This window comes from Chitinimonas arctica, assembly GCF_007431345.1.
GTDB lineage: Bacteria > Pseudomonadota > Gammaproteobacteria > Burkholderiales > Chitinimonadaceae > Chitinimonas > Chitinimonas arctica.
In genome coordinates, this window is sequence record NZ_CP041730.1 from 166166 (window position 1) to 187514 (window position 21349).

The window sequence follows — 21349 nt, forward strand, 5'->3', positions numbered from 1 at the left end:
AGCGAAATGGAACAATTTCCCATCAAGATCCTTCTGCTAGAGGACGTCCAGCTGGACGTCGAGATGGCCTGTGACGCGCTGACGGTGGCTGGCTTGGTCTTCGAAACCCGCCACGTCATGCTGGAAGGGGATTTCCGTGCCGCCCTGCTGGAAAAATGGCCGGATATCATCATCGCCGACTATTCGCTGCCCCATTTCGACGGCTATACCGCCCTGCTGCTGCGGCGGGAATTGGCGCCGGATGTGCCCTTCGTCTATTTCACTGGCTCGCTGGGAGAAGAGCGCGCCGTCGAGACCTTGCGCGCGGGCGCGACCGACTATGTGCTCAAGCATAGCCTGCAGCGCCTGCCCATGGCCGTCCTGCGCGCCCTGGCCGAAGCCGACGCCATGCGCGACCAGGCCCGCGCGCGGCGCGAGCTGGACAACGAACGACAGCTGCTGGGCGCGGTTCTGGCCACCGCCGGCGCCCTGATCGTCGTACTGGATCGCAATGGCCGCATCATGCAGATCAATCCCTCGGCGGAGCGCAGCATAGGCCAGAGCAAGGTGGATGCGATAGGCAAGGAATTCCGCCAGCTGTTCGCCTCGGTGGGCGAGAGCGAATGGGTCGGCAGCCAGCTGGACCGGCTGGAAGAACATGAGCGCAGCGATAGCAACTATGTCTCCTGGCGCAGCACCGTCGGCCATCTATCGGTACAGTGGTCGGCCGGCCGCTTGCCGGGCAGCCAGGCGGAGTACGCGGTACTGGCCGGCATCGATGTGACCGAACAGGAAATCGCCGAACAGCAGGCCTACTTCCTCCGCCACTACGACAGCCTCACCGGCCTGCCCAACCGGGCCTTGCTGGAACGCCGGCTGGATCAATTCCAGCCTACCGAAGGTGGCAATCTGCTGGCCCTGATCCTGATCGGCGTCGAGCGCCTGGCCGACGTGCGCGATAGCCTGGGCGTGGCCACCGGCGACCTGCTGCTGCGCGAGATATCGCGCCGGCTGGGCAGCTGGCAGCAGGCCGGCGATTGGCTAGCGCGGGTGGGCGACAATAACTTCGCCTTGATGCTGGAAGTCAGCGACGAAGTGGAACTGATCAATCAATTGCGCCACCTGCTGGAGCAGCTACGCAAACCCCATCGCCTGGATGACCGCGAGTTCTTCCTGCCGGCTTATCTGGGCGTGGTGGTGCACAACAACGAGGAACACGATCCGGCCGGGTCCTTGCAAGCCGCCGAGGCAGCCCTGCATCGCGCCATCCTCGACCAGGGCGAGGGGTATCAGCTCTACCAATCCACCTTGTCGAACGAAGCGGCCGAGAGGCTGATACTGGAAGGCGAATTGCGCCTGGCCTTGCAGGGCGAAGGCCAGCTGGTCCTGCACTACCAGCCGCAGGCGGACCTCGGCAGCGGCAAGGTGGTTGGCCTGGAAGCCCTGGTACGCTGGAACCATCCGCGCCTGGGCCTGGTCCCGCCGGCCCAGTTCATTCCCCTGGCCGAATCGTGCGGCTTGATCATCAAGTTGGGCGAGCAGGTTTTGCGCATGGCCTGCCACCAGGCGGCTGCCTGGCAACGGGCCGGCCTGCCGCCCGTCACGGTGGCCGTCAACCTCGCCGCAGCCCAATGGTCGCAAAGCAATCTGCTGGCCATCGTCAAATCCGCCCTGGCGGAAAGCGGACTCGATCCGCAATGGCTGGAGTTGGAACTGACCGAATCCACCTCCATGCACGACCCCAGCGCGACCATCAAGGTGATGGCGAATCTGCGCGCCATGGGCGTGCATATGTCGATCGACGATTTCGGCACCGGCTACTGCAATCTGAACTACCTGAAGCGCTTCCCGGTGGACAAGCTGAAGATCGACCGCAGCTTTGTCATGGAGATCACCACCGACCCGGATGATCTGGCCATTTCCCGCACCGTGGTCGCCATCGCTCACCAGCTTCGGCTGGAAGTGGTGGCCGAAGGCGTGGAAACCGAAGGACAACTGGCCTTGCTGGCCGACGCGGGGTGCGATCTGATTCAAGGTTACTTCTTCAGCCGGCCGCTTGCCGTGGAGGCTTGCACCGCCTTGCTGAGCGCCGGCACCACCCTGTCCGCCGGGCGGCGCCAGCGCTACAACCGCACCCTGCTGATGGTGGACGACGAGAGCAATATCCTGGCCTCGCTCCGTCGCCTGCTGCGCGGTAGCGGCTACCAGCTGTTGACCACCAACAGCCCGTTGGAAGCCTTTGAATTGCTGGCAACCCACGAGGTTGGCGTGATCGTGGCGGACCAGCGCATGCCGGAACTGAATGGCACCGAGTTGTTGAACCGGGTCAAGGATATGTATCCGGGCACGGTGCGCATGATCCTGTCGGGCTACACCGACCTGCAAACCGTGACCGACGCCGTCAATCGCGGCGCGATCTACAAGTTCCTGACCAAGCCCTGGGAGGACGATGCCCTGCTGGCTGTGCTGGAGGAAGCGTTCAGCAAGTACGAGCTGGATCGGAATGTCGCGGTCAGATAGCCGCAGGGTGTGACGGGTTCAGCAAGCGCCCTATCATCGCCTTCACGGCTTCCGCGGCCTTGGCGGGCTGCTCGAACGGAAAGTGATGTCCGCCCGCGAACTGCTCCAGCACGATGCCGAAATGCTGCCGCATATGCTTGAGGTCCGACGACCGCACATAATTCGAATCGCTGCCGCCGATAAAGCCGGTCGGTACCCGTAGCCGGCCGCGCTGGGCCGGAAAGGTATGGGGGATGGCGCAGTAGATGTCGTATTCCACTTGCGGACGGAATTTCAGGCTGACGCCCGCGCCGCTCGGTTCCGTACCGGCCTCCACGTAGTCGCGCAGGCAGCTGGGATCGAAGCCGCGGAACATGCCCCGCTCATGGAAGTGCCGGTAGGCCTCTTCCACATCGGCCCAGTCCCGGCGGCGGTTCAATGTGCCCCGTCCTGGCGTCAGGCGTTCGATGTAGCCCAGCCGCTTGCCCAGCCACAGCATGCTCGATACCGGCCGGCCGAAGATGGGTGAATCGAGCAGCACCACCGCGCGGAACAGCTCGGGCCGTTCCAGTGCGCACATAAAGGACAGGAATCCGCCCAGCGAGTGCCCCACCGCGATGACCGGCTCGGTGTAGCGCTGCTCGATATACGCCAGCGACTCCGCCACCAGATTGGGCCAACCGTCGCTTACCGGATAGCGCGGGTCGTGTCCCAGCATATTTACGTAGCCGACATCGTAGTCGGCTTGAAAATGGCCAAGAAATTGCCGGTAGCTTTCAGCGGTGAAGCTGTTGGCATGGGAGAAATGCAGGGCGGCTTTTTGTGTAGGCATGACTACCAAGCGATTGCTCGAATTTATGCTGCATCATAGTCCTTTTATATGCGGGAATCCAAGGGCGCCAAGTCTTTATCGTCCACCCGTCTGCTATACATAGTGCTGGGTAAGCTCTGAAAACGTCACCGAACCCACCGCCTTGACGACGCTACTTCGACGTATACCGATCAGCCTTTACTACATCGTGGTCGCGACGGCCTGGATCGGCTTGTCCGATCGTCTGCTGCTGACTTGGATCAGCTCCCCCGACTGGCTTGCCCACTGGCAGACCGTAAAAGGCGTGATCTTCGTGCTGGCCACGGGCGCCGCCTTGCATATGGTGTTGCGGCATAGCCAGCGCAGGCAGACCTTGGCGCGCCGTCGCATCCAGAATCTGAACGGCTTCTACAACGCCATCTCCAAGGTGGCGGATGCGGCCATGCGGGCAGACCAAAGCGGGCCGCTGTACAAGGCGGTTTGCGAGGCGGTCGTCGATAATCCCGGCATCCTCGTCAGCGCGGTCGCGCTGATCGAACCGGACGGAATGAGTATTCGCAGCCACTATGCGCTGGGTCCCGCCGCCGATCTTTACGACCAGCCCTTGTCCCTGGATCCGACCCACGAGAATGCCGCTTCGGTGTCCTTGCGCGCGATCCAGACACGCAAGCCCTGCATCTGCAACGATATCCGGCACGAGCCCGGTTTCGAGATCTGGCATGCGCAATACCTTTCGCGCCATATCAATGCCTTCGCCGCCTTCCCCGTCTTCGAGGAAGGCCAGCTGGTGGGGACCTTGACGGTCGCGAGCCGCCACCGCGACTATTTCAATATCGAGCTGGTGGAGCTATTGGAACGCCTGGCCGATGTCGTGTCCTTCGGCCAGGGCCATCTGCGCCGGCTCAAACGGCTGCGCTTGATGGATAGGCTGATCGAACGGGCCAACGATGGGGTGATCGTTACCGATCGCGAAGGCGTGATCCTGGCGGTCAATGCACGTTTCTGCCAGGTCAGCGGCTATGAATCGCACGAACTGCTGGGGCAAACCACCCGCTTGCTGCATTCGGCGCGGCAAGGTCCCAATTTTTTCCGCGATATGTGGCAGCGTCTGCTCCAGCAAGGCCATTGGCGCGGGCAGATCTGGAACCGGCGCAAGGGTGGCGATATCCATCCCGAATGGCTGACCATCTCCGCCGTACTGGATGAACAGGGCCAAACCGAACATTACCTGGCGGTCTATAGCGATCTCAGCGAGCGGATGGAGGCCGAGTTGCGCATACGCGAACTCAGCTCGCTCGATACCTTGACCGGCGTACTGAACGCGGAAGTCTTTCGCGCCAGGCTGGCCGAACACCTGCAAAAAACCCGCAAGAACCGGCGGCGCGCCCTGGTGGCGGTATTGAACCTGAACCGCTTGCGCGTCATCAACCAGGCCTACGGGCGGGAAAAGGGCGACCGCATTCTCAGCGAAATCGGCGAACGCCTGCGCGCACTCAATCTACCGGATGCCTTGATCGGGCGTTTGGGTGGCGATGAGTTCGGTATCGCCGTGGGCGGCCTGAATACGCTGGAGGACGTGATGCGCCACGCCCGGCGCATCGGCAGCAGCTTCAACGCCCTGTTTGCCCTGGATGCCGATACCCTGCTGATACGCCCCAGCATCGGCGCCGTCTGCTTTCCCGAACATGGCGACGACACGGTCACCGTATTGGCGAACGCCACCGCCGCCGTGCAGCGCTGCAAGCGCGAGGGCCTGGATACGGTGCGGCTTTACACGCCGGATCTGTCGCATGAAGTCAGCGCCCCTTTCGAACTGGAGCAGGATCTGCGCCGCGCCATCGATAATGGCGAACTATGGCTGGCCTTCCAGCCCCAGCTACGCATCAGCGACGGCACGCCGATCGGCATGGAAACCCTGCTGCGCTGGGATCATCCCACCCTGGGCGCCATATCGCCGGCCAAGTTCATCCCCGTCGCCGAAGAGTCCGGCCTGATCCTGCCCATCGGTGAGTGGATACTGTTCGAGGCCTGTCGCCATGCCGCCAAGTGGAACCGCGGCCGGGAACAGGCGCTGCGGGTGGCGGTCAATGTCTCCGCCGTGCAATTCCAGCGCCAGAATTGGCCACGGCTGGTGGAAAAGGCCTTGCTCGCCAGCGAGCTGGCGCCGGGCTGCCTGGAGCTGGAAGTGACCGAAAGCGTGGTGATGCAGCATATCGACGCGGTGGCCATGCGCTTGCGCGCGCTCAAGGCCCTGGGGGTGCAGCTGGCCATCGATGACTTCGGTACCGGCTACTCCTCCCTGGCCTACCTGAAGCGGCTGCCCATCGACCGGCTGAAGATCGACCAGAGCTTCGTGCGTGGCCTGCCGGGCGATGCCGGCGACGCGGCGATCGCCCGTGCCATCTGCGGCCTGGCCGTCAGCCTGGATTTCGAGACCATCGCGGAAGGGGTGGAAACCGCCGAACAGGCCGCCGCCCTCCTGGCCATGGGCTGTCCGGAAGCACAGGGCTGGCACTACGCCCGCGCCATGCCGGCGGCCGAATTCGAGCAGTGGTTGCACAAACACGGTTGAGTGATCCACCGGGCGTATAATCGGCGGCCTCGCAAGCTCCTGCCAGCCAAAAGATCATGCCGTCGCTGCTGCCACTTCCTCCTCTTCCCGCTCCGTCCCACCGTAGCCGCCTGGCGCTGCCGGCCGGCTCGGCCGATGCCAACCTGCTGGCCGCGCTGACTTCCCAGTGCCGCCCGCTGGTGGTGCTGACCGCCGACGCCCAGACCGCCAGCCGCTTGAAGGATGAAATCGCCTGGTTCGCGCCGGACAAGCTGGTGGTACTGCTGCCCGACTGGGAAACGCTGCCCTACGACAGCTTTTCGCCCCACCACGACCTGATTTCCGAGCGCTTGGCCACCCTCTGGCAAATTCGCCAGCAGCAAGCCGACGTGGTGATCGTCCCGGTGCAGACGGCGCTGATGCCCTTGCCGCCGGTGGAGTACCTCACCGCCTACAGCTTCTTTCTGAAGGCCAAGACGCGGCTGGACGTGGAAAAGCTGCGCAGCGACCTGGCCTTCGCCGGCTACAACCACGTCACCCAGGTCTATGGCCCCGGCGAATTTTCCATCCGCGGCGGCCTGATCGACCTGTTTCCCATGGGCTCGACCCTGCCCTACCGGCTCGACTTGTTCGATTCCGATATCGAAACCATCCGCACCTTCGATGTCGATACCCAGCGCAGCATCTATCCGGTCCCGGAGATCCGCCTGCTGCCGGCGCGCGAATTCCCGCTGGACGAGAACGGCCGTGCCAAGTTCCGTTCGCGCTTTCGCGAAGTGTTCGAGGGCGATCCGAGCAAATCGCGGGTATACAAGGATATTTCCAACGGCCTGATCCCGCCCGGGGTGGAGTACTACCTGCCCTTGTTCTTCGACCAGACCGCCACCTTGTTCGACTATTTGCCGGACGATGCCCTGCTGGTGCAGCACGGCGACCTGATGCAGGCCTGCGAACGCTTTTGGGTGGACACCCAAAGCCGCTACAAGATGCTGGCCGGCGACAAGGACAAGCCCTTGCTGCCGCCGAATGAACTGTTCGTGGGCGTCGACCAATTTTTCGCGCGGATGAAAGCCTATCGGCGGCTGGAACTGAGTGCGGCCGGCCCCTCGGTGGAGAATGCGGCGGAACAGGCCTGGCGCGAAGCCAGCGCACCCCTGCCCGATCTACGGGTGGACAGGCGGGCCGACAATCCCATCCAGAAACTGAGCGATTTTGTCGCCCGCTTCGACGGCCGCATCCTCTTGCTGGCCGAATCCCTGGGACGCCGGGAAACGCTGCACCAGTACTTCACCGAATACGGCCTGCCGGTCGCCGTTGCCGAGAACTGGCAGGCCTGCGAAAGCAGCGATGCACCGGTCCTGCTCAGCGCCTCGCCGCTCAGCAGCGGCTTTATCGCCGGCCGCCTGGCCCTGATCACCGAAGCCGATCTATACGGCCAGACCAGCACCTTGAGCCGGCGCAAGGCACAAAAGCGCAGCAACGCCGAAGGCATGCTGCGCGATCTGTCCGAACTCAAGATCGGCGACGCAGTGGTGCATGAGCAGCACGGTATCGGCCGCTATAAAGGGCTGATCAGCATGGACCTGGGCGAAGGCGCCTCGGAGATGCTGCACCTGGAGTATGCCGGCGGCGACACCCTCTATGTCCCGGTCGCGCAGCTGCATGTAATCAGCCGCTATGCCGGCGGTGCGGAAGATAGCGCGCCGCTGCACAAGCTGGGTTCCGGCCATTGGGAAAAGGCCAAGCGCAAGGCAGCCGAGCAGGTGCGCGATACCGCCGCCGAACTGCTCAATCTCTATGCCCGCCGTGCGGCACGAGAAGGCTATGCCTTTGGCTTCAACCCGCACGACTACGAAGCCTTCGCCGCCGGCTTCGGCTTCGATGAAACGGCCGACCAGGCCGGCGCCATCGAAGCGGTGGTGGCGGATATGACCAGCGGCAAGCCGATGGACCGCCTGATCTGCGGCGATGTCGGCTTCGGCAAGACCGAAGTGGCCCTGCGCGCCGCCTTTGTCGCGGTATCCGACGGCAAGCAGGTCGCGGTGCTGGTACCGACCACTCTGTTGGCCGAACAGCATTTCCAGAATTTCTCCGACCGATTCTCCGACCTGCCGGTGCGGGTAGCCGAGCTGAGTCGCTTCCGCTCCAAGAAGGAAGTGGATGCCGCCATCGCCGGCATGGAAGCCGGCACCATCGATATCGTGATCGGCACCCATAAGCTGGTGCAGGACGGCGTGAAGTTCAAGAACCTCGGCCTGGTCATCATCGATGAAGAACACCGCTTCGGCGTGCGGCATAAGGAGCAGCTCAAGGCCCTGCGCAGCGAAGTCGATGTGCTGACCCTCACGGCCACCCCGATACCGCGCACCCTGGCGATGTCGCTGGAAGGCCTGCGCGACTTTTCCATTATCGCCACCGCGCCCAATCGACGCCTGGCGATCAAGACCTTCGCCGCCAACTGGAGCGACGGCGTCATACGCGAAGCGGTGCTGCGCGAGCTGAAGCGCGGCGGCCAGGTGTTCTTCCTGCATAACGAGGTGGATACCATCGTCAATATGCAGGAGAAGCTGGCGGCGCTGCTGCCGGAAGCCCGTATCGGCGTGGCCCATGGCCAGATGCGCGAGCGGGATCTGGAACAGGTAATGCGCGATTTCAACCAGCAGCGCTTCAATCTGCTGCTGTGTACCACCATCATCGAGACCGGCATCGACATCCCCAATGCCAACACCATCATCATGAACCGGGCCGATAAATTCGGCCTGGCGCAGCTGCACCAACTACGCGGCCGGGTGGGCCGTTCGCATCACCAAGCCTATGCCTACCTGCTGGTGCCCGACCTGAAGACGCTGACGCCCTCGGCCAGCAAACGGCTGGAAGCGATCCAGCAGATGGAGGAGCTGGGTTCCGGCTTCTACCTGGCCATGCACGACCTGGAAATTCGCGGTGCCGGCGAAGTGCTGGGCGACGACCAGTCGGGCGAAATGCAGGAAATCGGCTTTTCGCTTTATTCGGCCATGCTCAATGAAGCGGTCAAGGCGCTCAAGAAGGGCATAGAACCGGATCTGAACGCACCGCTGGGCGTCGCCACCGAGATCAATCTGCATAGCCCGGCACTGCTGCCCGGCGATTACTGCCCCGATGTGCACGAACGCTTGGTGCTTTACAAGCGCCTGGCCAATTGCGAAAGCTCGGACGAGCTGGACGATATGCAGCAGGAATTGATCGACCGCTTCGGCCTGCTGCCGCCGCCGGCCAAGATCCTGCTGGACTGCCATCGCCTGCGCCTGCTGGCCAAGCCCCTGGGCGTGCTCAAGCTGGATGCGTCGGACAGCGCGATCTCGGTGCAATTCGCCAAGCAGAACAGCATCGATCCGATCAAGGTCCTCAAGCTGATCCAGACCAAGCGCAATTACAAGCTGGCCGGCCAAGACAAATTACGGGTGGAAAGCGCCCTGCCCGACCCGGCCTTGCGGGCGGCGCGGGTGAAGGAATTGCTGCAGGAACTGCGTTGATGACGCGGTCGCGGGCTAGTCGCACAAATTGCAACAAATCCGCGCCACCATGAATACATCAATAAACAAGCACTTCGGTGCGGGTCGCGGCGCGAGGCCGATCCATGCGCTTGTCTAGCCTTGTAGCGCCGACGGATTTTTCCGACAATCAAACCAACACCGGAGGACCTTGATGACCGTGGTACCCGACCTCGAACTGCCGATGACCGGCGATCAGGCATTCAATACCGCCGCGCTGCGCGGCACGCCCTACGTACTGTTTTTCTATCCCAAGGACAACACGCCCGGCTGTACCACCGAAAGCGGCGACTTCCGCGATCGGCATGAAGCCTTTTTGGCGGCCGGCTGCCGGCTCTACGGTGTCAGCCGCGACGGAATGAAGTCGCACGAGAACTTCAAGGCCAAGCTGGCCATGCCTTTCGAGCTGGTATCGGACCCGGATGAAACGCTGTGCAACGCTTTCGGCGTCATGAAGATGAAGAATATGTACGGCAAGCAGGTGCGCGGCGTGGAGCGCAGCACCTTCGTGGTGGATGGCGAAGGCCAGGTGGTGAAGGAATGGCGCGGCTTGAAGGTGCCGGGCCATGTCGATGACGTACTGGCTTTTGTACAGACGATGAAATAAGCGAAACGCCCGTTCCCGTGACGGGCGTTTTGCATGGTGCCCGCCCACCGGCCGAGATTCGGCCCGGGGTGGGCAGACAGGGGGGCCGGCACGGCAGATCGCCCGGCCCCGACGATATCCGGGAACAACGCGAGGAACCGTATGGCCGCCGTCCGTAAAGCCAAAACCACCAAGCTCTTTGTGCTGGATACCAACGTGCTGATGCACGACCCCACCAGCTTGTTTCGCTTCGAAGAACACGATATCTGCCTACCCATGGTCACCCTCGAGGAGCTGGACGACCATAAGAAGGGCATGAGCGAAGTCGCCCGCAATGCGCGCCAGGCCAGCCGCTTCCTGGACGATATCGTCCGCGGCAAGGAAAGCCAGATCGAAAAAGGCGTGGCCCTGGAAACCGCCTCCAAGGGCATGGCGTCCGGCCATCTGTTCCTGCAGACCTTGGCCGCCAAGGTCGATCTGCCGGTCGACCTGCCGGTCGGCAAGGCCGACAACCAGATCCTCACCGTGGTGATGCACCTGGCGCAGCTGCATCCGAAGCGCGAGGTGGTATTGGTGTCCAAGGACATCAATATGCGCATCAAGGCCCGCGCACTGGGCCTGCCGGCCGAAGACTACTTCAACGACCAGGTGCTGGAAGACACCGACCTGCTGTATTCCGGCATACGCGAAATCGACCAGGCCTTCTGGGAAAAAAACGGCAAGGATATGAAAAGCTGGCAAGAAGGCGGCCGCGCCTTCTACCAGCTCAATGGCAGCGACTGCGCCAGCCTGCTGCTGAACCAGATGATCTGGCAGGAAGCGGAAAAACCCTTCCTGGCCATGGTAAAGACGGTCGAAGGCAAGACGGCGGTGCTGGAGTCGGTCAAGGACTACAGTCACCCCAAGAACGCCATTTGGGGCATCACCGCCCGCAATCGCGAGCAGAATTTCGCCATCAATCTGCTGATGAACCCCGATATCGACTTCGTCACCCTGCTGGGCCAGGCCGGTACCGGCAAGACCCTGCTGACGCTGGCGTCCGCCTTGATGATGACCCTGGAGGAAAAGCGCTACAGCGAGATCATCATGACCCGGGTCACCGTCCCGGTCGGCGAGGACATCGGCTTCCTGCCCGGCACCGAGGAAGAAAAGATGGCGCCGTGGATGGGCGCGCTGGACGACAACCTCGATGTGCTCAACCAGACCGACGGCGAATCGGGCGAATGGGGCCGCGCCGCCACCCGCGACCTGATCCGCTCGCGCATCAAGATCAAGTCGCTCAACTTTATGCGGGGCCGCACCTTCCTCAACAAGTTCCTGATCATCGACGAGGCGCAGAATCTTACCCCCAAGCAGATGAAGACCCTGATCACCCGTGCCGGCCCGGGCACCAAGGTGGTCTGCCTGGGCAATATCGCCCAGATCGACACCCCCTACCTGACCGAGGGCTCGTCCGGGCTGACCTATGTGGTGGACCGCTTCAAGGGCTGGGGCCACTCCGGCCACGTCACCTTGCAACGCGGCGAGCGTTCGCGGCTGGCGGACCACGCGGCCGAGGTGCTGTAGCGGCGCCCGCTCAAGGTGTTGCGGGGATGGGGGCCGTCCTTGCAAGCGGCCCCCTTGCGTTTATTGCAGGTTTAACTTGAACGCACCCCGTCTAAACTTAGGTACACCTTAAAGGGGCGTTTAATGACGATTATTGCCGTATTCAACCAGAAGGGCGGCGTAGGCAAGACCACCACCACCGCCAATCTGGCCGCCGCCATGGCCAAGAACGGACTGACGCCGCTCGCAATCGATCTGGACCCGCAGGCGCATCTCACCGCCTTATCCGGATTGAACCCAAAGGTGGAAAGAACGGTCTATAGCTTTTTCAACCAGCAGACGCCGCTTTCCGACCTGGTTACCCAGCTACCCAACCAGGTCAATCTGATCCCCTCCCATATGGAACTGGCCCGGGTGGATATGATGCTCAGCCAGAACCGGCACGACCTGCGCCGCCTCAAGAAAGCCATGGCGGAAGAAATGCTGTCCAGCAGCGATACGCCGGTCCTGATCGACTGCTGTCCCATGCTGGGCGTGCTATCCCTATCGGCCCTGATGGCGGCCGACGTGGTACTGGTACCGGTCACCGCCGAATACCTGGCCATGAATGGCGCCCAACAACTGGACCAGACCTTGAAGGGCCTTGCCACCAAGGGTCTTTATCGTCCCCGCAAGGTGTTTATCAACCGCTATCAACGCGGCCACACCACCTCGGAGAAGGTCGCCCATGAACTGACGCGACGGTATGGGAAGGATTTTTGCAATACTCGCGTGTTCGAAAGCCAAAGCGTGCTGGAGAGCGTCGGGCAAAATAAGGATGTCTTCAGCTTTGCGCCAGACTCCGAAGGCGCTGAGGACTTCAGCTATCTCCTGGACGAATTGATAGAATCGGGTTTTATTAAGGTGAATATGTGATTTTTCGCGTTTTACTTGCCCTCTTACTGGCCCTGTCGGCCCACGCGGCCGATATCGACAGCCTGTGGGACTACGACAAGCCCGCCGTTTCGGAAGCACGTTTTCGGGCTGCCCTGGCCAAGGCGAAAGCCGCCGGCAATACCGAACAGGCGGCGGAACTACTGACCCAGATCGCCCGCGCCCAAGGCCTGCAAGGCCGCCTGCCGGAAGCCAATACCACCCTGGACGCCCTCTTGCCCGAGCTGGGCCAGTTGCCGCCGGCCGTCAGCGTGCGCTACCTGTTGGAGCGCGGCCGCCTGATCAATACGGCCGGCGAACCGAAAAAAGCCTGGCGCTGGTTCCGCACGGCCCTGCTGCAAGCGCAGAAGCACCAGTTGGACCTGTATCTGATCGATGCCATGCATATGCTGGGCATCGTCGATAACGGCAAGGCCACCATCGAATGGAATAGCCAAGCCATCGCCCTGGCCGAGCAAAGCAAGGCGCCCCACGCGCAAGACTGGCTGGGCTCCCTGTACAACAACCTCGGCTGGGCCTATCACGACCAGAAGGACTACGCCAAGGCGCTGGATTATCTGCGCCGGGCCCAGCGCTGGCACGAACAGCGCGGCACGGGTCGGCCGCTGCTGGTGGCCCGCTGGAGCGTGGCCAAGGTACTGCGCGAAACCGGCGAACATGAAAAAGCCCTGGCCATCCAGACCGATATCGAACGGGCCTGGGTGCGCCTGGGCGAACAGGATGGCTACGTCTACGAGGAAATCGCCGAGAACTTGCTGGCCCTGGGCGAGCGCCAGCAGGCGCGCGTTTATTTCGGACGTACCTTGGCGGTGCTCAGCAAGGATGAATGGCTGGTCAAGACCGAGCCGGCAAGGCTGGCGAGGATACGGGAGTTGGCGGAATAGGTGCGTGTCGAACGGCATTGACCGGTAGCATCGGCTCCTCAAACAAACGCCCCGCATAAGTGGGGTGAATACAGGGCGGTGGCTCGGCTCACATTACGCCGAGCCGAGTCCTATTGCATCGTCTAGAAATAGAAGATAACCGTGCTTAACGAAATGTAATGCGCAATGCTGCAACTGCATCATCTATCGGCACGAAGAAGTTCAGGTTCTGACTTGCGCGACCAATCATATAACCTTGGACAGCAATACCAACTACGCGGCCATCTGCGGCAACCAACGGCCCACCTGAATTCCCGGGATGAACCTGCGCATCGCTTTGCAGGAATTTTTGTCCGCGATCATCACGGTAAGCCGATACAATCCCGCGAGTGACGGTAATGTCAAGCTCGTCGCGGAGCGGGGTTCCAATAGCAAAAACGTCTGTGCCAACCGCCGGCTGAGTCGAGCGCGCCAAGGTCGCTGCGGGCAAATTTTCCTCGCGTAGTTTTAGAAGTGCGACGTCGCGAGCGCTATCGGCGCGAACCACATCGGCAACAATCTTACGACCGTTCGCCAAGCGCACAGTCACAAAGCGTGCCTCCCGAACCACATGTTCGTTCGTGATTGCATATCCTTCTGGGGATATGATGAATCCGCTCCCATGTCCGCTTCCAGCATATACGGTCAGTGTGGCATTGCGTGCAGCCTCTAACGAAACACCCAATGGACTCGCCGATTTCAAATTAAGTGTAACTGAGTCCTCTGCTATGCTATTTATTCCACCGGTAGCTACCGATTTACCTCCTAGTTCGCGCCGCGTAACAAGGTCGTTGAACTTCCGATCTGCTAAGAGGTTTTGAACGGACAAACCAAATGCATTTGCGAGGTTCTTCTCGATTCCCATTGGTGCGCTACTGTCGCTTTGGTATGACCCTTCCGTTGTAACTTCGTAAACAACCTTGCGCTCTAACTGTCCATATACCTGCCAAGCAACTTGAACATAAGCACCGCCCTTGGAATCTCGATAGTTGCCAAAGCCTGCCAACGGGTAGCATGCACTAAGTTCGAGCTTGTTCACCTGGCCTGCCACGAGTAGCTCTGCCTTCCATGTCGACGGATCGTCAAACAGCGCGTTTGGGTCGCCGACTACTGGATAGTTGTACTTCTGCAATTCTTCGCGGAAGGTTTCGGTTAGCTCATCATCCGTTATATTGATCCTTCCACCTCGCCACTCCACAGTACCGGAGGGGACACAGGCGAAACCAATATAGTTCTTGCCGACTTCCTCTCCGCGCCGGAGTTTGACGACGACCTTCTTGAGCTGGATGGGCTTGGCGTCGACTCCCCGCGGCACCTCCAGTGCACTATGCACTTGGGCCTGTCGAACAGGTGTGGCGCACCCGCTAAGTAAAGCCAGCCCAGCCACGACTACAAATAAGCCCCGACGCGAGGTTGTTTGCCAGCAATACATCCTACCCTCCCACATATTGGGCCAGGATAACGGCTAGCCTGGCGATTTGGTTTCTCCAGAGAAGCACAGCATCTATATGGTCTTTCAACTCACCAAGCCCACTAAGCGCAATTATGTATAGCCTATATGACCTGTTGCCTACAGTGTTTTGTCTCAGATCGACAGGCAAGGGCGCTATTGTATGTGCTGTGGAAATTGGCAACGACAAGGCCCGTGCCAGCACTTTCCCACCTGCCGGTCCGCATTCGTCTATCGGCGTAAAAACCGCCAGCCTGTACTGCTAAATTTGCACGTGCCATTCACCCTGCATGAAAAACCGACAATGACGCTTCGTGCGAGCGTTAACGTCTAATCGCGAGCCACTGCTGCACTTTCTTTTGCTATCCGGTCGAGATTTTTCTGCGCGTCAGCGTGCCCTTGAGCAGCAGATTTTCGGTACAGGTCGAGTGCTTGCCGATCATCCCGAGTCAACCCTAGGCCGTGTTCGTACAGATGACCGAGTTTGTTCTGCGCAAAAGCATCCCCTTGTGCTGCGGCCTTGCGATACCAGGCAGCGGCTTGGGCATAATCTTGCTGCACCCCACGGCCAGCCTCATACAATGTCGCCATGCTCGCTTCCGCAGTGGCCAGCCTCTGTTCGGCACTTTTTCGATACCACATCATCGCTTGCGCGTAGTCCTGCGGCACACCATGGCCCTGTTCGAACATATCCCCAACATTGCACTGGGCAGCGGGATGTCCTTGATCCGCAGCCTTGCGATACCAGGCCATTGCTTGTGCATGATCCCGCGGCACATCGGAGCCTTTCATATAGATCATGCCGAGATTGAACTGAGCGCGGGAGAAACCCTTCTCGGCGGCCTTTCGAAGCCAGAAAAACGCTTGCGGAAAATCTCGCGACACGCTTTTGCCATCTAAAAAGAGCACGCCCAACGCGTTCTGAGCAACTGGCAGCCCCTGTTTGGCTGCCCTTCGGTACCAGGCGATAGCCTGTTCATCATCCTGCGGCACGCCGAGCCCCTGCTGGTACATCCATCCGAGGTTGGTCTGAGCAGTCGCACGCCCCTGCTCAGCGGCTTTGCCGCACCAGCTCAGTGCCTGCTAATTATCTTGCGGCACGCCAAGGCCACCAAGGTACAGCGTACAAAGATTGGTCTGCGCATCCGCATTGCCCTGCTGCGCGCTCTTGCGATACCAAGCCAAAGCTTGCAGGTGGTCCTGCGCAACTTCCTGACCTAGCTGATACATTGCGCCCAGCTTGTTTTGGGCGGCGGCATGGCCGCTTTCCGCCAACGCACGCACCCCATCGAGTGTCGCCTGCTGAAGGTCCGTTTTATGTCCATTCAATCCCGCCCAGGCCATACCGGACAATCCCACTGCCATGGTAAGCAGCCAAATACGTACTTTCATTTCAATTCCCTTTGCTTACTGCGCATCAGCGATTTTAGCTGGGCCCCACCACCCCCGCCCTGATCTCGAATTCAACCGTCTCCAAACGCTCGCGCAGCACCGTCTGCTGGTGGCTGAGATGCACCCGGTTCACACGGCCTGTCGCGCCAGCGCATCAAGGTGGCCCGTCTCGTCGCACCCCAATTTTTGAGTAAATTCAACTTTCAGGGAAGATCTAAGTTGCTCTTAGCATTGTTCCACGATGCTTTTTGTTGGACAAAAAATCCCACATTTAATAGGGCGGTCTTCTCGATAGCTTTCAAATCCTCTTGCTGCTGAGTAAGCTCTCTTTGCATAAGGGGATGTACTAATATTTTATTATCCAACAGAAGGTCACTGGGGGCCAGCCCCTCTATTTCTTGTATATATAAATCCACGGAATCAGTTGCATAGGTCGCAGCTTGTACAATTCTGCCCACATTATTTTCACGTAAATGATCCAAAAGACTGCACACTGAAAAACACGCATCTTGTGCCGATGACACATATAGAGAAGCAAAGTCATCTGAACTGGGTGCCGCCAGCTCACAAGCTTGGGTCGCATTTTTTATTTCCTGGACGCTCACCGATTCACCGGAAAGAAACTTCCAAACAATGTCCAAGGCCTTTCGCAAGGAAGAAAAATCTCCCCAGTCCGTATCTTGCTGGAAGGCAATATAATTCGGCACTAGCCTTTCACAGCAAAAAGCACCAAATGCCAGTTGACGATTGCCATCAAGCTTAGTTAGGCGCGCCTTTAAGGTCGCGCCATCAAATGCAGGCATAACCATTTCTTTATTATTCCTTCAATGGACTTAGTACATTGATGCCCTGTTGTTGCAAAGTGCTTGCACACCGCATTGGTGAATCCGCGTTCACACGCCTGATGAAGGATTCTGGCCTGTCACCCCCGCCCTGACCTCAAATTCGACTGTCTCCAAACGCTCGCGCAGCACTGTCTGCTGGTGGCTGAGATGCACCCGGCTCAATACAGCCTGCCCCGCCAGCGCATCCAGATAAGCCTCCAGGGCGCGGCGATCGCGCGCCTCGCCGCGCAGGATCAGTTGGCGGCTGGTCTTGTCGGGTTGGAATTCGAGTAACTCCACATCGGCTTTGCCTGCCCGTTCGATGGCCAGGAAGACCTCCGGCCACGGGTATTCGCGCTCGGCCTGCAGTGCCGCCCATTGTTTTTGCGTACGTTGCAATGCCTTGTCGTCCACCGGCTTGGCAGCGCGGCGCTGCTGGACTTGCAGCCTTTCGCTCCGGGCGGCGAGCTGTTCGGTGCGCGCAGCGGTTTGATAGGCGTCCTGCGCCAGCCAGGCCGCGCCGATCAGCAGCACGGCGACCAGCAGCCACAGCCAGCCGGCATGGCGCAGCGGCGGACGAAGATAAGGGCTAAGCGGGTCCATATTCATTGCCATTCGCTGGGGGTAAGGGCTTGCACCACTGCGCCGGGCAGGTTGGCGACGATCTGTTCGGCACGGCTGCTCGCGTCATCGGTTGCGGCCGACCAGGCGGCGACCTGTTCGATCGCACCGTGCAGGGCAGCCAAACGGCGTAGCAGGCGGGTAGTGGCGGCTTGCGCGTCGCCGGCTGCGGGTTCCACGTCATAGCCGATCAGGCCGGCGTGGTCGTACAGCAAGGCGGTGCTGCGGCTGGCATCGCCCAGTAGCAGCAGGCGCTTGCCTTCTCCCGGTGCGCAAGCCGCGCGGTGGTAGATGGCGGCGGACAGTGGCAAGACAGTGCGCAGGCGCAGACCGTGCGCCTGGCACAAGGCCGGCAGTTCGGTCAGGCAGCCGCGCCGCAACGCATACGCCAGACCCAGCCGACCATGATGACGGAAATCGCTGTGTTGCACCCACTCCCGATCCAGCGGCTGGCCTTGCTGTTCAAAGCAGGCTTGCGCATAGGCTTCGACCTCGGCCGGCGTCTGTAGCGCCGGCTGCCAGGCGAGCGGCGCCAGGGCCGCCAGGCTGTCCGAGACAGTCAGCACCAAGCGGCTGCCCGGCCGCCATTGCCCGGTGTGTTCGGTCAACAGCGCGATTAGTTCAGCCAGCAGATCAAGCGGTGCGGGGCTCGGTGCATATTCGCTCCAGCGCGGCGCGGCGGACCGGCCAAGCTGCAGGCCGCGCCGGCCCGGAAACAGACTGGCGTAGACGGTACTAGGCCACAAAGGTGACACGATTGACCTCCTGCAATGTGGTCTGGCCGTCGCGCACCCCTTGCAGGGCGACCTCGCGCAACAAGCGGGTGCCTTCGCGGCGGGCCTGCTCCTTGAGGGTGCGCAGCGAGGCGCGGTCAATGATCATTTCGCGCAGCTCGTCGCTGAGGCACATGACTTCGGCCACTGCCCGGCGGCCTTTATAGCCGCTGCCGCGGCATTGCGGGCAACCGCGGCCGGCACGGAAGCGGTAGTTCTCCGGATCGGGGATGCCGGAGTCGGCTAATAAGGCGGCATCGAGCTGCTGGTCGGTCACGCAGTGCGGGCAGTTCTGCCGCACCAGCCGCTGCGCCACCACGCCCGTCAGGGCCGAGACCAGGTGATACGGGTCCACGCCCATATGCATAAAGCGGCCGATAACGTCGAAACTGTTGTTGGCATGCACCGAGGTAAACACCAAATGGCCGGTCAGCGCCGACTGCACCGCGATCTGGGCGGTTTCCGCATCGCGGATCTCGCCGACCAGGATCTTGTCCGGATCATGCCGCAGGATGGAACGCAGGCCAACGGCAAAGCTGAGGCCCTTCTTTTCGTTGACCGGAATCTGCAGCACGCCGGGCAGCTGGTATTCGACCGGATCTTCGATGGTAATGAACTTATCTTCGCCCTGGTTGATCTCGGTCAAGGCCGCATACAGGGTAGTGGTCTTACCGCTGCCGGTCGGACCGGTGGCCAGCAGCATGCCGTAGGGCGCGGCCGCCAGCCGGCGCAGCACGCGCACGGTATCGGCATCGAATCCCAGCGAATCCAGCGTCAGGCGCTGCACCTGGTCGATCAGGGCTTGCTTGTCCAAAATCCGCAGCACGGCATCTTCGCCGTGGATGCTGGGCATGATGGAGACGCGGATATCGATATCGCGGCCCTTGGCGGCAATGCGGAAGCGGCCGTCCTGCGGGATGCGCTTTTCGGCGATATCGAGTTCGGCCAGCACCTTGATACGGGCGATGGCCTGTTCGGCCAGCGCGGTTTTGTTGACGGTGGCGATGCGGTTCAGCACGCCGTCGATACGGAACTTGATCACCAGGCCTTGCGGGATCGATTCGAGGTGGATATCGCTGGCTTCGCAGCGCAAGGCATCGAACACGGTCGAGTTGATCAAGCGCACGGCCGGACTGGCCTCGCCCTGGATCGATGCCAGGGTCAGGTCGGCGCTGGCATCGCGCGCCAGTTCGATGGATTGGTCCAGGCCGACCGCATCGGCCACGGCGCTGAAACCGGCCTCGTGCCGTTCCAGCTCGGCGCGCAGCAGGGCGGGGTCGGCCAGGTAAAGCGCCGTCAGCGGCAAGGCTTGAGCGGCCAGCCACGGGCCCAGCCGGCTATCCAGCGGCTGGCCGATCGCGGCGCAGAGCCGGCCGGCGGCGTCGTGCCCCACCAGCAGCACTCTTTCGGCCATGTCGGTGTAGGCCACTTGCGCGAAGTCCGGCTGGAGCGGCCAGCCGGTGGCGCAGTCTAGCGGCGGGTAGGCCAGCAGGGTGGCGGCCTCGGCCAGCAACGCCTCGCGCGATTGCGGGGAACGCTCGGCCAGCCAGCTCAGCCAGTCGCCGCCGAGGCCGGCGGCTTGGCAGGCCTGCGTCAGCTCGGCCAGGGTCAGGGGGGCATCAAAGTGCATTGGCCATCTCGAAAATCGGGGTATACAGCATCAATACAATGGCGCCGATGACCAGGCCGATGCCGACCATCAGCACCGGTTCGATCAGCCGGCCAGCCACATCGAGCCAGGCAGCCACTTCCTGGTCGTAGAAATCGGCGATCCGTTCCAGCATCTCGTCCAGCTGGCCGGACGATTCGCCGGCCAACAGCAAGCGGTCGGCCACTTCGGTACTGAGGCCTTGCTCCGCCATCACCCGCGACAAAGGGTGCCCCTCGCTGACCGCCCTGCCCGCTTGCTGCAAGCGCGCCTGCATGGCCAAGGGCAAGGCGGCCTCGCTCATCCTCATGGCAGCGAGGACGCTGACGCCGCTGCGCAGCAGCATCCCCAGGGTGCGGTAAAGGCGGGCCAATTGCAGGGTCCAGACCTTGTCCCCCAGCCAGGGCGTGCGCAACACGCGGCGGAACACGCCGGCGCGGACAGCCGGTTGCAGCGCCACGAGCAAGCCGCCCAGGGGCAGCGCCAGGCACAGCCCCCAGGCCAGCCAGGGATACCCGTTGACCAGGCTGCCCCAAGCCTGCACCAGGCGCGACATATCCGTCTGCCTGGGCACATCCTCGAATACCGCGCTGAAACGCGGCACCACATACAGCAACAAAAAGGTCACCACCAGATAGCCGACCCCGACCAGGATCGCCGGATAGACGGCGGCCGCCAGCAGTTGGCCGCGAATGGCATCGACCTGGCGCTGGTAGTGCATAAAGCGCTGGATGGCGGCGCGCACGCTGCCGGTGGTTTCGCTGGCGCGCAGCATGGCCAGGTAAAGCGCCGGAAAGACCGAGGGCAAGGCCGCCATCGCTTCCGACAGCTGTTTGCCGTGCCGTAGGCCTTGCAACAGGCTGTCGTAGACGGCCCGGTGCCGCCCGGTCCGGTCGTTGCGGCCAAGGATCTCGATCGCATCGACGATAGGCTGGCCGGCTTCCAGCAAGGCGTGCAATTGCTGGTTGAACACCAGCAGCTTGAAGGCCGCGGCGCCCTTGAGACGCGGCAGGCCGTGCCGGACCGGTCGCAGCGTCAGCAATCGACCGCCGCTTGCTGCCAGCACGCGACGCGCTTCTGCTTCATCGGCGGCTTCCAGCTCAACCTGCCTCACTTGGGCGTCGGCTTGTAGCACCTTGGCGCGGTAGCGCATCAATTAATCTCGCAGCTTGCCACAAAGGCATTGAATGCGTACGTGTAGTCCGCCGAGGAAAGCAGCAGATGTTCTGGGATAGTCATGCTGCATTTTATGGAATAGATCATTGCCGCACTAAGGACACTTGCCCCTATCGAGCCGAGCCGAGA

The 21349-nt window shown here is 61.5% G+C and carries 15 protein-coding genes and 1 pseudogene; 7 read left to right on the forward strand and 9 right to left on the reverse strand.

Translation table 11 applies throughout. The annotated features are described in order from the left end of the window. The first annotated feature begins 6 nt into the window (after positions 1–6). Complete coding sequence (locus tag FNU76_RS00825) at positions 7–2499, forward strand: EAL domain-containing protein (RefSeq protein WP_143855931.1); 2493 nt, start codon at positions 7–9, stop codon at positions 2497–2499. Here FNU76_RS00825 and FNU76_RS00830 read toward each other — a convergent pair. Continuing rightward, positions 2492–3310, reverse strand: a complete 819-nt coding sequence (locus FNU76_RS00830) for an alpha/beta fold hydrolase (RefSeq protein ID WP_143855932.1) — start codon at positions 3308–3310, stop codon at positions 2492–2494. The genes FNU76_RS00825 and FNU76_RS00830 overlap by 8 nt on opposite strands. 142 nt (positions 3311–3452) lie before the next feature. Between FNU76_RS00830 and FNU76_RS00835 the strand changes: the two genes are divergently transcribed. From FNU76_RS00835 to FNU76_RS00860, 6 genes are all read left to right on the forward strand, one after another. Then, positions 3453–5861, forward strand: a complete 2409-nt coding sequence (locus FNU76_RS00835) for a putative bifunctional diguanylate cyclase/phosphodiesterase (RefSeq protein ID WP_143855933.1) — start codon at positions 3453–3455, stop codon at positions 5859–5861. 56 nt (positions 5862–5917) lie between these two features. Next, the gene (gene mfd, locus FNU76_RS00840; RefSeq protein WP_143855934.1) at positions 5918–9352 is read left to right on the forward strand and encodes a transcription-repair coupling factor; all 3435 of its coding nucleotides are present in this window, start codon (positions 5918–5920) and stop codon (positions 9350–9352) included. 172 nt (positions 9353–9524) lie between these two features. Beyond that, positions 9525–9977: a peroxiredoxin gene (locus FNU76_RS00845; RefSeq protein ID WP_143855935.1), complete on the forward strand. Its 453-nt coding sequence runs from the start codon at positions 9525–9527 to the stop codon at positions 9975–9977. A gap of 141 nt (positions 9978–10118) precedes the next feature. Beyond that, the gene (locus FNU76_RS00850) at positions 10119–11522 is read left to right on the forward strand and encodes a PhoH family protein (protein WP_143855936.1); all 1404 of its coding nucleotides are present in this window, start codon (positions 10119–10121) and stop codon (positions 11520–11522) included. Between the two features lie 123 nt (positions 11523–11645). Beyond that, entirely contained in the window at positions 11646–12416 is a 771-nt protein-coding gene (locus FNU76_RS00855; protein ID WP_143855937.1) for a ParA family protein, read from the forward strand. Further along, positions 12413–13318, forward strand: a complete 906-nt coding sequence (locus tag FNU76_RS00860; protein WP_143855938.1) for a tetratricopeptide repeat protein — start codon at positions 12413–12415, stop codon at positions 13316–13318. The genes FNU76_RS00855 and FNU76_RS00860 overlap by 4 nt, the downstream gene beginning before the upstream one ends. A gap of 145 nt (positions 13319–13463) precedes the next feature. Here the strand turns inward: FNU76_RS00860 and FNU76_RS00865 are convergent, their stop codons facing one another. From FNU76_RS00865 to FNU76_RS00900, 8 genes and pseudogenes are all read right to left on the reverse strand, one after another. Then, positions 13464–14669: a S1C family serine protease gene (locus tag FNU76_RS00865; RefSeq protein WP_179958293.1), complete on the reverse strand. Its 1206-nt coding sequence runs from the start codon at positions 14667–14669 to the stop codon at positions 13464–13466. Positions 14670–15116: 447 nt separating this feature from the next. Next, entirely contained in the window at positions 15117–15539 is a 423-nt protein-coding gene (locus FNU76_RS25135) for a tetratricopeptide repeat protein (RefSeq protein WP_373279730.1), read from the reverse strand. Next, positions 15516–16178: pseudogene (locus FNU76_RS25140) on the reverse strand (tetratricopeptide repeat protein); the annotation flags it as partial. The gene FNU76_RS25135 and the pseudogene FNU76_RS25140, both read right to left, overlap by 24 nt. A gap of 203 nt (positions 16179–16381) precedes the next feature. Beyond that, the gene (locus FNU76_RS00880) at positions 16382–16981 is read right to left on the reverse strand and encodes a DUF416 family protein (protein WP_179958294.1); all 600 of its coding nucleotides are present in this window, start codon (positions 16979–16981) and stop codon (positions 16382–16384) included. A gap of 90 nt (positions 16982–17071) precedes the next feature. Next, complete coding sequence (locus tag FNU76_RS00885) at positions 17072–17605, reverse strand: P-loop NTPase family protein (RefSeq protein WP_143855942.1); 534 nt, start codon at positions 17603–17605, stop codon at positions 17072–17074. A gap of 2 nt (positions 17606–17607) precedes the next feature. After that, positions 17608–18378, reverse strand: a complete 771-nt coding sequence (locus FNU76_RS00890) for a hypothetical protein (RefSeq protein ID WP_143855943.1) — start codon at positions 18376–18378, stop codon at positions 17608–17610. Continuing rightward, positions 18359–20026 (reverse strand): GspE/PulE family protein, encoded by a 1668-nt coding sequence (locus tag FNU76_RS00895; protein WP_143855944.1) that lies wholly within the window; start codon positions 20024–20026, stop codon positions 18359–18361. Before FNU76_RS00895 ends, FNU76_RS00890 begins: the two co-directional genes overlap by 20 nt. Beyond that, on the reverse strand, positions 20016–21197 hold the full coding sequence (locus FNU76_RS00900) for a type II secretion system F family protein (protein WP_143855945.1): 1182 nt from the start codon (positions 21195–21197) through the stop codon (positions 20016–20018). Before FNU76_RS00900 ends, FNU76_RS00895 begins: the two co-directional genes overlap by 11 nt. Positions 21198–21349 lie beyond the last annotated feature (152 nt).

What these genes read in the sequence shown, in the direction of transcription:
- FNU76_RS00825 (WP_143855931.1), top strand. Translation starts at nt 7, where the DNA reads ATGGAACAATTTCCCATCAAGATCCTTCTGCTAGAGGACGTCCAGCTG.
- FNU76_RS00830 (WP_143855932.1), bottom strand. Translation starts at nt 3,310, where the DNA reads ATGCCTACACAAAAAGCCGCCCTGCATTTCTCCCATGCCAACAGCTTC.
- mfd (WP_143855934.1), top strand. Translation starts at nt 5,918, where the DNA reads ATGCCGTCGCTGCTGCCACTTCCTCCTCTTCCCGCTCCGTCCCACCGT.
- FNU76_RS00845 (WP_143855935.1), top strand. Translation starts at nt 9,525, where the DNA reads ATGACCGTGGTACCCGACCTCGAACTGCCGATGACCGGCGATCAGGCA.
- FNU76_RS00850 (WP_143855936.1), top strand. Translation starts at nt 10,119, where the DNA reads ATGGCCGCCGTCCGTAAAGCCAAAACCACCAAGCTCTTTGTGCTGGAT.
- FNU76_RS00855 (WP_143855937.1), top strand. Translation starts at nt 11,646, where the DNA reads ATGACGATTATTGCCGTATTCAACCAGAAGGGCGGCGTAGGCAAGACC.
- FNU76_RS25135 (WP_373279730.1), bottom strand. Translation starts at nt 15,539, where the DNA reads ATGGCCTGGTATCGCAAGGCTGCGGATCAAGGACATCCCGCTGCCCAG.
- FNU76_RS00880 (WP_179958294.1), bottom strand. Translation starts at nt 16,981, where the DNA reads ATGCCTGCATTTGATGGCGCGACCTTAAAGGCGCGCCTAACTAAGCTT.
- FNU76_RS00885 (WP_143855942.1), bottom strand. Translation starts at nt 17,605, where the DNA reads ATGGACCCGCTTAGCCCTTATCTTCGTCCGCCGCTGCGCCATGCCGGC.
- FNU76_RS00895 (WP_143855944.1), bottom strand. Translation starts at nt 20,026, where the DNA reads ATGCACTTTGATGCCCCCCTGACCCTGGCCGAGCTGACGCAGGCCTGC.
- FNU76_RS00900 (WP_143855945.1), bottom strand. Translation starts at nt 21,197, where the DNA reads ATGCGCTACCGCGCCAAGGTGCTACAAGCCGACGCCCAAGTGAGGCAG.